The sequence below is a fragment of the Burkholderia pyrrocinia genome (genome assembly GCF_022809715.1).
GTDB lineage: Bacteria > Pseudomonadota > Gammaproteobacteria > Burkholderiales > Burkholderiaceae > Burkholderia > Burkholderia pyrrocinia_C.
Genome location: NZ_CP094460.1, coordinates 906383 through 919524, shown reverse-complemented (window position 1 = coordinate 919524; position 13142 = coordinate 906383). Strand labels below are relative to the sequence as shown.

The 13142-nt window shown below is 67.5% G+C and carries 12 protein-coding genes; 4 read left to right on the top strand and 8 right to left on the bottom strand.

What is annotated here, in order from left to right:
- Positions 1-63: 63 nt before the first annotated feature.
- The 3 genes from MRS60_RS20900 to MRS60_RS20890 all read right to left on the bottom strand — a co-directional run bounded on the left by MRS60_RS20900 (position 64) and on the right by MRS60_RS20890 (position 3386).
- Positions 64-606, bottom strand: a complete 543-nt coding sequence (locus MRS60_RS20900) for a cysteine hydrolase family protein (RefSeq protein ID WP_243566585.1) — start codon at positions 604-606, stop codon at positions 64-66.
- A gap of 232 nt (positions 607-838) precedes the next feature.
- Positions 839-2158, bottom strand: coding sequence for an MFS transporter (locus MRS60_RS20895; RefSeq protein WP_034180244.1), 1320 nt, complete (start codon positions 2156-2158; stop codon positions 839-841).
- A gap of 43 nt (positions 2159-2201) precedes the next feature.
- Positions 2202-3386, bottom strand: a complete 1185-nt coding sequence (locus MRS60_RS20890) for a M20 aminoacylase family protein (protein WP_034180243.1) — start codon at positions 3384-3386, stop codon at positions 2202-2204.
- A 182-nt stretch (positions 3387-3568) separates the two neighbouring features.
- Between MRS60_RS20890 and MRS60_RS20885 the strand changes: the two genes are divergently transcribed.
- Together MRS60_RS20885 and MRS60_RS20880 are read left to right on the top strand one after the other, a co-directional pair.
- Complete coding sequence (locus tag MRS60_RS20885) at positions 3569-4471, top strand: LysR substrate-binding domain-containing protein (RefSeq protein WP_034180242.1); 903 nt, start codon at positions 3569-3571, stop codon at positions 4469-4471.
- A gap of 205 nt (positions 4472-4676) precedes the next feature.
- The gene (locus MRS60_RS20880) at positions 4677-4997 is read left to right on the top strand and encodes a pyrimidine/purine nucleoside phosphorylase (protein WP_006478890.1); all 321 of its coding nucleotides are present in this window, start codon (positions 4677-4679) and stop codon (positions 4995-4997) included.
- 92 nt (positions 4998-5089) lie between these two features.
- Here the strand turns inward: MRS60_RS20880 and MRS60_RS20875 are convergent, their stop codons facing one another.
- From MRS60_RS20875 to MRS60_RS20860, 4 genes are all read right to left on the bottom strand, one after another.
- The gene (locus MRS60_RS20875; protein ID WP_174418674.1) at positions 5090-5425 is read right to left on the bottom strand and encodes a hypothetical protein; all 336 of its coding nucleotides are present in this window, start codon (positions 5423-5425) and stop codon (positions 5090-5092) included.
- 497 nt (positions 5426-5922) lie between these two features.
- Positions 5923-7710: a chloride channel protein gene (locus tag MRS60_RS20870; protein ID WP_243566584.1), complete on the bottom strand. Its 1788-nt coding sequence runs from the start codon at positions 7708-7710 to the stop codon at positions 5923-5925.
- 21 nt (positions 7711-7731) lie between these two features.
- Positions 7732-8145 carry a MarR family winged helix-turn-helix transcriptional regulator gene (locus MRS60_RS20865; RefSeq protein ID WP_034180240.1) on the bottom strand — a complete coding sequence of 138 codons (414 nt, stop codon included), beginning with the start codon at positions 8143-8145 and terminating at the stop codon, positions 7732-7734.
- Positions 8146-8261: 116 nt separating this feature from the next.
- Positions 8262-9434, bottom strand: a complete 1173-nt coding sequence (locus tag MRS60_RS20860) for an HPP family protein (RefSeq protein ID WP_243566583.1) — start codon at positions 9432-9434, stop codon at positions 8262-8264.
- 366 nt (positions 9435-9800) lie between these two features.
- Here MRS60_RS20860 and MRS60_RS20855 point away from each other — a divergent pair, with 366 nt between their 5' ends.
- On the top strand, positions 9801-10769 hold the full coding sequence (locus MRS60_RS20855) for a LysR family transcriptional regulator (RefSeq protein ID WP_034180238.1): 969 nt from the start codon (positions 9801-9803) through the stop codon (positions 10767-10769).
- Between the two features lie 101 nt (positions 10770-10870).
- Positions 10871-11779 (top strand): LysR substrate-binding domain-containing protein, encoded by a 909-nt coding sequence (locus MRS60_RS20850; protein ID WP_243566582.1) that lies wholly within the window; start codon positions 10871-10873, stop codon positions 11777-11779.
- Positions 11780-12005: 226 nt separating this feature from the next.
- Here MRS60_RS20850 and MRS60_RS20845 read toward each other — a convergent pair whose 3' ends face one another.
- The gene (locus tag MRS60_RS20845) at positions 12006-13094 is read right to left on the bottom strand and encodes a calcium:proton antiporter (protein WP_034180236.1); all 1089 of its coding nucleotides are present in this window, start codon (positions 13092-13094) and stop codon (positions 12006-12008) included.
- Positions 13095-13142 lie beyond the last annotated feature (48 nt).

Genomic DNA, 13142 nt, shown 5'->3' with positions numbered 1-13142 from the left:
AAGCAACGCACGGGCGGTAATCGTCCGTGCGTTGTTGCGTTTACGGCGTGAGGCTGGTGCCGGTCAGAACACGCACGCGTCGGTCGTCGTCAGCATCGCGAACGGGCCGTCGAGCGTCGCATTGTGATGCGCGACGATCCGCTCGGCCGACAGGGCCGGCGTATCCATGCAGGTGTGCGCGTCGGCAACGAGCACCGCTCGAAAGCCGAGATCGGCGGCCGCGCGGCAGGTCGTATCGACGCAGTACTGCGTCTTCATCCCGGTGACGACGAGTTCTCCGATGTTGGCCGCGCGCAGCCACTCGGCGAGTCGTGTGCCCGCGAAGCAGCTCGGCCGCGTCTTGTCGAACACGGTATCGCGCGCGGGATCGATCGCGAGTTCCGGCAGCAGTGCTGTGAGCGGCGAGCCGGGTGCAATCGGCGAGCCGGCGGGCCCGGTGTGACGCACGGCGAACACGGGCGCACCGGCTTCGTGTGCGCAGCCGATCAGCCGGTTGATGTTCGCGAGCACACGGTCGCCGTCGTGCGGACGATCGAGGCCATGAAACAGCCCGACCTGCATGTCGACGACGAGCAGCGCGCGTTTGGGGGAAGGGGCTTCGGACATCGCATTCTCCTGAGTGACCGGTACGGACGGAGAAGCGGAAAGACTCCGTCCGGAACCGGCGGGGCCTGTGAGGAATCGGTGGCGCTACGACCTTGCGCGCACTTGCCGCACGAGCCCGCCGAAGGCGGTCGTGCGCGTCGTGGTCGAAGAAGTGGTCGTGGCGTGGCGCATGGAGCGATCATGCCCGACGCGCACGCACCGCGTCAATCGCGTGCCGTGCATCGGCCGCCGCTCAATCGAGCGACTTCCCGGCCTTTTCGTCCATGCAACGTATCGCGAGCAGCGTGAGCACGCCGCAGCCGATCGCATACCAAGCGGGTGCATTCGGGTTGCCGGTTGCCGCGATCAGCCACGTGACGAAGAACTGCGCGAAGCCGCCGAAGATCGCGACGCCGACGCTGTACACGAGCGCGCCGCCGGTCGCGCGCACCGCACGCGGGAACAGTTCGCCGAGCATCGCACCCGTTGCGCCGATGTTGATCGCATGCACGATCGACAGCGCCGCGATGATCGACAGCAGCGACGCGGCGCCCGGCCAGCGGTTCAGCGCGATGAACGCCGGGTAGATCGCGGCCATCAGCACGATGCGCGTCCACCAGACGATCCGGTTGCGCCCGTACACGTCGGACAGGTGGCCGCCGATCGGCGTCACGAACATCAGGATCGCGCCGGCGACGCAGCCGGCCGTCATCGACAGCCAGGTCGGCAGGTGCAGCACCTGCACGCCGTAGATCGCCATGTAGAACACGATGATGTAGTGGATCGACGTGCCGCCGATCGTCACGCCGAGGCCCGCGAACACGGCCTTGCCGTGATGGCGCAGCACGTCGGCGAGCGGCAGCGACGCGACCGGCTCGTCGTGCGCGGCGGCAGGCGTAGCGGCCGGCACTTCCTCGACGGTGCGGCGCAACCAATAGCCGATCGGCACGAACAGCGTGCCGATGATGAACGGCACGCGCCAGCCCCAGCTTTCGAGCTGCGCGGCATTCAGCGTCGACGTCAGCGCGACGCCGGTGAGCGCGCCCGCAAGCGCGGCGAGCCCCTGGCTGGAGAACTGGAACGACGCGTAGAAGCCGCGTCGATGCTGCGGCGCCTGTTCGAGCAGCAGCGTCGTCGACGCGCCGACTTCGCCGCCCGACGCGAACCCCTGCAGCAGGCGCGCGAGCACGAGCAGCAGCGGCGCCGCGAGGCCGATCTGCGCGAAGGTCGGCGTGACCGCGATCATCGCGGTGCCGAGCGCCATCAGCAGCAGCGTCAGGATCATCGCCTTCTTGCGGCCCGCGCGGTCGGCATACATGCCGATCACGAGCCCGCCGAGCGGACGCGTGACGAAGCCGACGCCGAAGCTCGCGACCGCGAGCATCAGCTGTCCGAACGACGAATGCACCGGGAAGAACAGCTTGCCGATCAGGATCGCGAAGAAGCTGTAGACCGTGAAGTCGTAGAACTCGAGCGCGTTGCCGACGGCGGCGGCCGCGATCAGCCGGCGTTTCTTCGCGGCGGCGCGGGCATCGGCCGGCGTGCCGGCGAACGGAAGGGCAGACGTTTCCATGGGATTCCCCCGGGTAAGCGCGAAACTGCGTGGTGAAGGGCCGTCAGGCCGCGAGCCAGGCTTCGGCGACGCGAACCCAGTAGCTCGCGCCGATCGCGAGGATGTCGTCGTTGAAGTCGTAGCCGGGGTTGTGCACCATGCAGCCGCCCTTGCTGCCGATCCCGTTGCCGATGAATGCATAGCAGCCGGGGCGCGCTTCCAGCATGAATGCGAAATCCTCGCTGCCCATCAGCGGTGCGGCCTCGGTTTCGACCCGCTCGGCGCCGAGCATCCGGCGCGCGATGTCGGCCGCGAACGCGGTCGGTTCCGCGTGGTTGACGAGCACCGGGTAGCCGTAGTCGTAGTCGACTTCCGCGGCGATGCCGAAGCTTTCCGCCTGGCCTTTCACGAGCGCTTCGATGCGGCGCGCGAGCAGCGCACGCACGTCGGCGTTCAGCGCGCGCACCGACAGCTTCATCACGACGGTTTCGGGAATGATGTTGAACGTCTCGCCGGCCTGCACGCTGCCGACCGTGATCACGGCCGCATGCTGCGCGTCGACCTCGCGCGCGACGATCGTCTGCAGCGCGACCATGATGCTGCCCGCGGCCGACATCGGATCGCGCGCGAAATGCGGCATCGCGCCGTGGCCGCCGACGCCGCGCAGCGTGATCGTCACGCGGTCGGCCGACGCCATCGCGGCGCCGGTGCGGAAGGCCATGTCGCCGGCCGCGCGGCCCGGCATGTTGTGGATCGCGAAGATCGCATCGCACGGGAAGCGGTCGAACAGGCCGTCGTCCATCATCGCCTTCGCGCCGCCGAAGTTTTCCTCGGCCGGCTGGAAGATCAGGTTCAGCGTGCCGGAGAACTGGCGCGTCGCCGCGAGGTGGCGCGCCGCGCACAACAGCATCGCGGTGTGACCGTCGTGGCCGCATGCGTGCATCTTGTTAGCGTGGCGGCTCGCGTACGGCAAGCCCGTGGCTTCCGCGAGCGGCAGCGCGTCCATGTCGGCGCGCAGGCCGACCGTGCGTGTGCCTTGTCCTTCGCGCAGCACGCCGACGACGCCCGTCTTGCCGATGCCGCGATGCACTTCATAACCCCAGCCGGTGAGCAGCTCGGCGACGAGATCGCTCGTGAGCGTCTCTTCGAACGCGAGTTCGGGATGAGCGTGGATGCGGCGGCGCACCTCGACCAGCTCGGGGGCGATCGCGGCGATGCCGGGGATGACGGGGTTCACGGCTTGCAACATGGTGTCTCCTGTGGGACCGGTGGGGCGTTTGACGCGCATATGACGTGCAAGCATATAAATTTCTTTTGCGCACCAGAAGCTGCTAAATTGCTTTGGTGCTCACCACCGGTTGCCGCTCGGGAATACCCTGAACCGGCGCGTACGGCCGGGTACCGGGTTTCCACGGATCACGCATCGCCGCCATGAAATACCATCAGCTGAAAGCGTTCGTCACCGTCGCGGAAGAGGGGAGCATTCGCGCGGCCGCGCGCCGCCTGAACGTGTCGCCGGCGGCGCTGACGAAGGCGGTCAAGGAGCTGGAGATCGCGCTCGGCGTGTCGCTCGTCGTGCGCACCGCGCGCGGCGTGCAGCTCACCGCGTTCGGCCAGCAATTGCAGGTGCGCGCGCGGCTGATCGTCGCCGAGATGCAGCGCGCTCGCGACGACATCGAGCAGGCGCAGGGGGCGACGACGGGCTCCGTCGCGGCGGCGATCACGCCGGCCGCCGCGGTGACGATCCTGCCCGATGCGTTTCGCGCGTTCCGGCGCCGCTTTCCGGTGGCGCGCGTCAACCTGATCGAAGGGTTTCCGGGCGTGGCGCTGCCGCGCCTGCACGACGGCTCGCTCGATTTTGCGGTGGCTGTCGTCGTGCCCGAATTGCTGGCGGCCGAGTTCGATCATGCGGAGCTTTATGCGAGCCGCTCGCTGATCGTCGCGCGCAACGAGCATCCGCTCGCGTCGGCCACGTCGCTCGCCGATCTCGTCGAGGCCGACTGGCTGATGAATCCGTCACCGGAAAGCTCGACGCAGGCGCTGTTCAATTCGTTCGTCGCGCACGGGTTGCCGGTGCCGGCGCGCATCGTCGAATGCCCGAGCTTCGGGCTCGCGCACAGCCTGATGACGGGTTGCGACCTGATCGCGTCGATGCCCGAGCAACTGCTTCAGGGCGAGTGGGCACGCGATCAGTTGACGGTGCTGCCGATTCGCGAGCGTTTGCCGGCCGTGTCGGTGCAGGTCGTCACGCGCCGCGACAGCCCGCTGACGCCGGCCGCGGCGATGCTGCTCGACTGCCTGCGCGATTCGGCGCGACGCAAGGGGCTGCGGTGAGCCGGCATCTCGGGAAGCGACCGTCATCGCGTAGTCATCCTGACGATATGGTGCGCCGCGCTGTCGTTTGAACGGCACGACGCTTGCCCGCCGGGCGCGCAGTTCCGGCGCACGCCGCGCGAGCCGGTATCATAGCGGCCGGCCCGCCGCTCCGGCCGGCTTCCAACAACATCGCCATCCGGCATCCAGCAAGCAGAGGCATCACATGACCAGTGCAACCCAATTCGACAACGTATCGGTCGTCAAGCGCGCGAACGTCTATTTCGACGGCAAGTGCGTGTCGCATACCGTGCTCTTCCCGGACGGCACGCGCAAGACGCTCGGCGTGATCCTGCCGTGCGCGCTCAACTTCGGTACGGACGCGCCCGAATTGATGGAAGTGCAGGCCGGCAAGTGCCGCGTGAAGCTCGACGGCAGCAGCGAATGGCAGACCTACGGCGCCGGCGAATCGTTCTCGGTGCCGGGCAAGAGCCGCTTCGACATCGAAGTGCTCGAGACGCTCGACTACGTCTGCAGCTACCTGTAAGCGCGGGCGGCACAAAAAGAAAAGCCCCGCCGAAGCGGGGCTTGTCGCAAGCGGATGGCGCAAGGCCATCCGGAGCGCCTGTTCTCGTCTCGTTACAGGCAGGCGTTGATGTCGCCGGCCGACGACGCATCGCCGCCGCGGAAACCGACCCAGGTCTTCGCGTTTGCGGCGTTGGCCGGGCGCACCACGGCAGCGGCGCCATTCGGCGGCTGCTGGCCCGGTGCATAAACTGCCATCGCGAGGCCGTTCGCCAGTTCATACTGCGACGTCACCTGTTGCTGCGACTTGTCGGCCCAGGTCTTCGCGATGCACTGCGCCACCTGGTCGGCGGGTTTCTGACTTTGTCCCACGTTCTGCAGGGCAGAATCGGCTGCATGAGCAGAAAATGCCACGGTCAATGCGATGAGCGGTAAGTATTTCACGTTCACGTTATCTCCCTCGAGTCGTGATTGATTGAGTGGGATGCGCAGCAGTACTGCGTGCTAGTGAGATCGCAGCGGACAAGCACGGTTCCGGCTATTCCGAAACAAGTTGTTAACGCGCTTGCCAAACGGCGGCTGCGGTGCTGTGCACTCTGCTGCGGCGCGGCATGCATCGTGTGCGGCCCGTTGGTGGACGGGCGATGCGGCAACGACGTCATGCGTTGCCCGGTCGGCGCGCTGCCCGGTCGTGTGGTGACATGACGGTCGCGGCGAGCGGCATGTGTCTGCATGCCGTGCCGCGACTCTTTATCCGATCGCGAAGTGGAATGGCTTGATTGTGTTGGCCCCGTCGCATGAGGACCATGATGACAAACTTTCGTCGGTCGGATTGTTAACCAACTTTAAACGCGGGAAGCAGCGGAATGCGATGCGGTGCGCGAGGCGCGCGCCGCATCGTGCAGCGAGGTGAGGCGAGGGCACGTTGCTCGCGCATGCGGGATGTGTCAGCCGGCCTTGCGCGTGCCGATGTCGCGCAGGTTGACCGGGACGATCGGACGGAAGCGCTCGCGCTTCTGTTCGTCATCGAAGTGCTGGAGCGCGGGCTTGATCAGGTCGCTGCGCGACACGATGCCCGTGATGCGCAGCGATTGCTCGTCGTCGACGACCGGCAGGCGTTCGAGGCCGAGCATCGCGAGACGCGATGCGACGACGCGGCACGTCTCGTGCGCAAGCGCGACGGCGGGCACGCGGTCTGCGAACGCGGCCGAGATCGGCGTGTCGGCCGCGGCGTGTGCGCGCTGCGCGTCGAGTGTTGCGCGATCGACGAGGCCGAGCAGGCGGCCGTTCTGCACGACCGGGTACGCACGGTGCGTCTGCTTCGCGCCGAAGTACTGCGTGTCGACGGCATCGAGCGTCGCCGCGCCGTCGATCGCGACGAGCCGGTCGGCGGACGTCATCACTTCGCCGACGTCATGCCGCTCGAGCGGATCGACGCCGTATTCGCGGTAGATATGATAGCCGCGGCGCGCGATCTTTTCCGTCATGATCGAGCGCTTCATCACGACGGTCGCGAAGCCGTGCGCGACGAGCGTCGCCGCGAGCAGCGGCAGCAGCGCGTTGGCGTCGTGCGTGAGGCCGAACGCGAACACGATCGCGGTCAGCGGCGCGCCGAGCGTTGCGCCGAGCGTCGCGGCCATGCACACGAGCGGCCACAGCGCCGGATCGCCGCCCGGCAGCACCGGCGACAGCACGGTGCCGAGGCCGGCGCCGAGCATCAGCAGCGGGGCGAGCACACCGCCCGACGTACCCGAGCCGAGTGCGATCACCCACATCACGGCCTTCACGATCAGCAGCGCGAGCGCGATCTTCAACGCGATGTGCTGGTGCAGCAGATCACCGATCACGTCGTAGCCGACGCCGAGCGCGCGCGGTTCGAGCCAGCCGCCGATGCCGATCACGATCGCGCCGAGCGCGGGCCACCACATCCAGTGCACGGGCAGCTTCGCGAAGGTGTCCTCGACGTGGTACAGCGCAGCCGACAGGCCGCAGGCGAGCATGCCCGACAACAGGCCCGCGACGATGCACGACAGCAGCGCGATGGGCGTCGGCGCGGCCGTGGCGAGCGGAAACAGCGGATCGACGCCGAACAACAGCGCGCGTGCGAAACCGGCCACCGCGCACGCGAGTGCAACCGGCAGGAAACTGCGCGGACGCCATTCGAACAGCAGCAGTTCGACCGCGAGCAGCACCGCGGCGACCGGCGTGCCGAACACGGCCGTCATCCCTGCGGCCGCACCGGCGACGAGCAGCGTCTTGCGCTCGGCCGCGGTCACGTGTACGCACTGCGCGATCAGCGAGCCGAGCGCGCCGCCCGTCATGATGATCGGGCCTTCGGCGCCGAACGGGCCGCCGCTGCCGATCACGACGCCGGACGACAGCGGCTTGAGAATCGCGACCTTAGGCGACATGCGGCTCTTGCCGAACAGGATCGCCTCGATCGCTTCCGGAATGCCGTGGCCGCGAATCTTTTCCGAACCGAAGCGCGCCATCATCCCGACGATCAACCCGCCGATCACCGGCACGACGATCACCCATGCGCCGAGCGTATGGTTCGCCGGAGAGCGGTCGGCGAACGAGAGCTGCTGGAAGAAGAACAGGTTCGTGAACAGGTGGATCAGGCTCAACAGCACGAACGCGGCGAGCGTGCTGAGCAGGCCGATCCCGGCGGCAAGCAACGCGATCCTGGGCAGGCGTTCGTTGGTCGAGAAATCGCGTTTGTGCGGTGCGTTCATCGGAGTGGTAAAAGCAAGGGGTCAGTAATCGATCTGGGGAACCTGGAACGTGCCCTTGAGCGACTTCAGCTCGGCGCGATGCATCGCCGCGAGGCGGGTGAGCAGCGTCTCGCCGGCTTGTTCGAGATGGACCTCGACCTGCCGGCGGTCGGCTTCGCTCGTCTTGCGCTTCACGAGCCCGAGCGCTTCGCAGCGCGTCACCAGCGCGACGACGCCGTGATGCTGCGCCTGCAGGCGTTCCGCGAGCTCGCCGATGGTTGCCCATTCGCGATGCGGATAACCCTTGATGTGCAGCAGCAGCAGGTATTGCAGCGGCGTCACGCCTTCGCTTTGCGCGGCGCGTTCGGAGAAGCGCTCGAAGCGGCGCATCTGGTAGCGGAACTCGGACAGTTGCTGGAAATCGCTTTTGTTCAGCGCGCGTCTGGTATCGTTCATCGAGGTCGGTCGGGCAGTCGGTTTCGGAAGCGATAAATATATCACAATATGATATAAATGGCCGAATTAATGCGGAATGACTGCATTCCGCGTTGCGTCGGCGCGTTGCGCTTGCGTTAAGCGGCCTCGAGCATCTGCGTCTGCTGGTAAAGGCCCGTGACGAGATCCGTCTGCGTAATGATCCCGACGAGCTGGCGTGACGCGTCGACGACCGGAATATGGTGATGGCCCGAATGCGTGAACAGCGGCACGAGCGCGGTGATCGGCATCGTTTCCTGCACGAACGCAACGTCGCGCGTCATCACCGCCGCGACGCTCGCGGGCTGGCCGCCGAACGATTGCGGCAGCCGTGCGGACAGGCGTTGCCACAGCGGGGTCGGGCGGCGCAGCTGGCGCGTGAGGTCGGCGCGCGTGACGATGCCGGCCAGGCGGCCTTCGCCGTCGACGACCGGCAGCGCCTTCACGCGGTGGCGGTCGAGCAGCGTGAGCGCGGCCGTCACCGACGTCGACGGCGCGACCTCGATCGCATTCTTCGTCATCAGGTCGGCGCACTTGAGCTGGCCGAACGTGCGTGTATAGGCCTGCATCTCGGTTTCGCGCAGCAGCGTTTCGAGATCATCCGGATCGACGTCGAGCCATTCGCCGCGACGCTTCAGCACCGCGTCGAGGTCGCCGCGCGTGAAGCCGCCGCGCGCCGGCGCGGCGCCTGCCCGTGGTTTCGCTTCGGCGCGCGCGCCGCCATGCGGGTAGCGGTGCCCGGTCAGCGCGTGATACGCGAGCGCGGCCGACAGCAGGATCGCCGATTGCAGTGCGATCGGCTCCAGCACGAAACTGAATCCGAGCGAATGGATCGCCGGGCCGCCGACCACGGCCGTGAGCGCGACGGCGCCCGACGGCGGGTGCACGCAGCGCAGCGCGAACATGCCGCCGATCGCGCATGCGATCGCGACCGCGGCGGCCGTAATCGGATCGGCGATCCATAACGCGCACGCGACCCCGACCGTCGCCGCGACGAGATTGCCGCCGATGATCGACCACGGCTGCGCGAGCGGACTCGCCGGCACCGCGAACAACAGCACGGCCGATGCCCCCATCGGCGCGACGAGCAGCGGCACGAGGCCCGGCACGCCGGGCAGCCACCGCATCGTGACGCCGACCGTCGCGATGCCGACGAGCGCGCCCGTGCATGAACGCAGTCGCTCGCGCCAGCCGAGCGACATCGGATGGGGAATGAAACTGTGCAGCCATTGACGCAACGTGCGGTGCGACGAAGAGGAGCCTGACGACATGGACGGGTAAGCGGTAAAAATGACAGCGCGGGTATGTGCGGCGACAAGGGCGGAATTATATCGTGTTGTGATACAAATTGTCGCGCTGCATCAAGCCGTTGCGCGCGCACGACGTACGCGCCTTGCATAAACCTTTCATCGGACGAAAGCTTGGGTGGTTGGCAATAGCGCAAATTTGTCTGCGGCGGCGTACAATTCCGCCCACTGAATCCCCGACATACCAGAACCACGTACGCGATGCCCGCTCTCCCGCCTTTCCCCCGGCACGGTGCTCATCGATTCGGCGTGGTTCGCGGCCGCGCTCCGTTCCCCACCTGACGCGAGCGCCACCGACGCCTCCCCACTGACTCTCCCCAAGCCAAATCAATGGACATGCTCGAAAACATGCGCCTGTTCGTGCGCGTTGTCGAAGCCGGCAGTTTTACGGCGGTCGCGAAGGAAATCGACGCGACTACCGCGCAGGTCTCCCGCGCGGTATCGAACCTCGAAGCGCACGTACAGACGCGCCTGCTGCATCGCACGACGCGCCATCTCGGCCTTACCGAAAGCGGCGAACGCTATTTCGAGCGCGCGAAATCGATCCTCGCGGAAATCGACTACGCGAACGCGGAGGCGCGCAACGCACTGCTGCGGCCGAGCGGCAAGATGCGCATTCATGCGATGACGGGGCTCGGGCAGAGTCATGTCGTGTCGTCGATCGTCCGCTACCAGGAGGACAACCCCGACGTGTCGGTCGAGCTGACGCTCGCGCAGCGGATGCCGAATCTCGTCGAGGAAGGCTACGACGTGTCGATCGTGACGGCGTCGCAGTTGCCCGATTCGGGTTACGTCGCGCAGACCTGCGGCACGAGCTGCAGCGTGCTCGTCGCGTCGCGCGAATACCTCGCGCGGCACGGCACGCCGCAGTCGCCCGACGATTTGCCGAACCACGTGTGCCTGCGCCTCGATACGCCTGCATCGCCGGCCGGCGAATGGCGGCTCGAGCGCAATGACGAAGAAGTGGCCGTCTACGAACTGCAGCCGGCACCGTTCCAGGTCAACGTGCCGGACGCGCTGTGCGTCGCGGTGCGCGCCGGGCGCGGGATCGCGTGCGTCGCACTGTATACGGTGCTCGACGACATCCGCGCCGGGCGGCTGATCCGCGTGCTGCCCGAGTACCGGCTGCAGACGGTGAGCGTGTACGCCGTCTACGCGACGCGCCGTTATCTCGATGCGAAGATCCGCACGTTCCTCGATCACCTGCGCACGACGCTCACGCCCGCGCTGGAGAACGACCTGCGCGAACTCGACCGTCTGACGGTCGAGCAGATGCCGGGCGGCCGCAAGCGCGCTTGACGGTGTGGGCGGGCGCGGCCGCGCATCAGGTGCAACCGAGCATGGAAATCGTATCGATATCGGTCTAACCTCGAAAGACCATCGATCGATACAAAATCTGGATGATTGAACTGCACCAGCTTCGCTGCTTCGTCGCGGTGGCCGAGGAGCTTCATTTCGGCCGCGCGGCCAGGCGGCTCTTCATGACGCAGCCGCCGCTCAGCCGGCAGATCCAGTTGCTCGAGCACGCGCTCGGCATCGCGCTGCTCGAACGCAGCAGCCGGCAGGTGAGCCTGACCGCGGCCGGCGAGCGTTTCCTGCGCGATGCGCGGCACATCCTCGAATTCTCCGCGCGGGCCGAGCAGGCCGCGCAGCGCGTCGCGCACGGCGGGGCCGGCCGCATCACGCTCGGCTTCACGGCCGTCAGCGCGTACCGGATGATCCCGATGCTGCTGGCGCACGCCGCGCACGCGCTGCCGGACGTCGACGTCGAATTGCGCGAGATGGTGTCGACCGTGCAGATCGACGCGCTCGCGTCGCGGATGCTCGACGCGGGTTTCGTGCGCCAGCGCGCCGCGCGCCAGCCGCTCGAATACCGGCTCGTGCGGCGCGAACCGATGCTGGTCGCGGTCGCGCAAGGCGCGCCGCTCGCCGCGTGCGAGCGCATCGGCCCCGACGATCTCGACCGGCAGCCGTTCATCGCGTATTCGCCGAACGAGGGGAAGTATTTCCACGACATGATCTCCGGCCTGTTCGCGAACGCCGGGCGGCTGCCGAACTACCTGCATTACGTCGGGCAGACGCATACGATCCTCGGCCTCGTGCGGGCTGGGCTCGGCGCGGCGCTCGTACCGGCGTCGGCGCGCGAGCTGCATGTGGACGGCGTGGTGTTCCGGCCGCTCGCTGACGTCGACGCCGCAGCGGAGCTGTATCTCGCGTGGCGGGCGGACAACGACAACCCGGCGCTGCCCGTGTTCAACGCGATGGTCGAGCGGTTTCTCGCGCAGGAGCAGGGCGGCGCGGCGGCGTAGCACGTTCGGGCCGTGTCACAGGTTTTCAATCCGGAAGCTTGCGGCGCCGCGATGGCAAGCAATCCAGCGCCGCAACAACCTCGCCAATCCGAACCTGATCCTGGCGGGCCAGCATCTCGTGATTCCGGTCCGGTAGCTGTGGCGTGACGTGGACGAAGGTCTGTGAAAGGAAGCAAAAACGCGCGGCCCGGCGGAGGCGATCCGCCGGGCCGCGCGCATATTGGCGTCAGTGAGTGATCGACAGGAACAGGTACGCGGCGAACAGCGACAGGTGCACGACGCCGTGCAGCACCGTCGTGCGCCCCTGGCTGAGCGTCAGCGTGCTGACCAGCAAGGTGAGCGCCAGCAGCACGGTTTCCATCGCGCCGATGCCGAGCGTGAGCGGCTGGCCGATCCAGATGAATACGGCCGCGACGGTCGGGATCGTCAACCCGATGCTCGCGAGCGCCGAGCCGAGCGCGAGGTTCATGCTGGTCTGCAGGCGGTTCGCGCGCGCGGCGGTGACGGCCGCGAGCCCTTCCGGCAGCAGCACGAGCGCGGCGATCACGATGCCGACCGCGGCTTCCGGCGCGCCGAGCTTCAGCACCGCGTGCTCGACGGCCGGCGACAGCAGCTTCGCGAGCAGCACGACCGCGACGAGGCTCGCGAACAGCAGCAGCATGCTGATCGCCGCGGTTCGGTTGCTCGGCGGCGCCGCGTGCACCGATTCGTTCGCGCTGTCGTGCTCGGTGAGGAAGTAGTCGCGGTGACGCACGGTCTGCACGAACACGAATGCGCCGTACAGCACGAGCGACGACACGCCGGCGAACGCGAGCTGCGATTTCGAAAAGAACGGGCCCGGTGCGGCGTTCAGGTAATTCGGCATCACGAGCGACAGCACCGACAGCGAAGCCAGCACCGCGAGCGCCTTGCTCGCGCCGCGCCCCTGGAAGTCCTGTTCGCCGTGCTTCCACGCGCCGACCAGCAGGCAGATGCCGACGATGCCGTTGCAGATGATCATCACGGCGGCGAACACGGTGTCGCGCGCGAGGCCCGATTTCTCCGGGCCCGCGCCGAGCATCACCGACACGATCAGCGCGACTTCGATGACGGTCACGGCGACCGCGAGCACGAGCGTGCCGAACGGTTCGCCGACGCGGTGCGCGACGACTTCCGCATGGTGGACGGCGGCGAACACGGCGCCGGCCAGTGCGGCGGCGAACAGCGCGATGACGAGGCCTTCGGCCGGCACGGCGCGCGACAGCGCGAGTACCAGCCATGCGGCAAGCGGGGCCCAGAGGGTCCAGCGCGGGAGCTGGTTGGACGAGAGCGGCATGGAGGGTTTCCTTATGCGAGTGGCGGCGCGCGACGCGCCGTCACGGGG

What these genes read in the sequence shown, in the direction of transcription:
- MRS60_RS20900 (WP_243566585.1), bottom strand. Translation starts at nt 606, where the DNA reads ATGTCCGAAGCCCCTTCCCCCAAACGCGCGCTGCTCGTCGTCGACATG.
- MRS60_RS20895 (WP_034180244.1), bottom strand. Translation starts at nt 2,158, where the DNA reads ATGGAAACGTCTGCCCTTCCGTTCGCCGGCACGCCGGCCGATGCCCGC.
- MRS60_RS20890 (WP_034180243.1), bottom strand. Translation starts at nt 3,386, where the DNA reads ATGTTGCAAGCCGTGAACCCCGTCATCCCCGGCATCGCCGCGATCGCC.
- MRS60_RS20885 (WP_034180242.1), top strand. Translation starts at nt 3,569, where the DNA reads ATGAAATACCATCAGCTGAAAGCGTTCGTCACCGTCGCGGAAGAGGGG.
- MRS60_RS20880 (WP_006478890.1), top strand. Translation starts at nt 4,677, where the DNA reads ATGACCAGTGCAACCCAATTCGACAACGTATCGGTCGTCAAGCGCGCG.
- MRS60_RS20870 (WP_243566584.1), bottom strand. Translation starts at nt 7,710, where the DNA reads ATGAACGCACCGCACAAACGCGATTTCTCGACCAACGAACGCCTGCCC.
- MRS60_RS20865 (WP_034180240.1), bottom strand. Translation starts at nt 8,145, where the DNA reads ATGAACGATACCAGACGCGCGCTGAACAAAAGCGATTTCCAGCAACTG.
- MRS60_RS20860 (WP_243566583.1), bottom strand. Translation starts at nt 9,434, where the DNA reads ATGTCGTCAGGCTCCTCTTCGTCGCACCGCACGTTGCGTCAATGGCTG.
- MRS60_RS20855 (WP_034180238.1), top strand. Translation starts at nt 9,801, where the DNA reads ATGGACATGCTCGAAAACATGCGCCTGTTCGTGCGCGTTGTCGAAGCC.
- MRS60_RS20850 (WP_243566582.1), top strand. Translation starts at nt 10,871, where the DNA reads ATGATTGAACTGCACCAGCTTCGCTGCTTCGTCGCGGTGGCCGAGGAG.
- MRS60_RS20845 (WP_034180236.1), bottom strand. Translation starts at nt 13,094, where the DNA reads ATGCCGCTCTCGTCCAACCAGCTCCCGCGCTGGACCCTCTGGGCCCCG.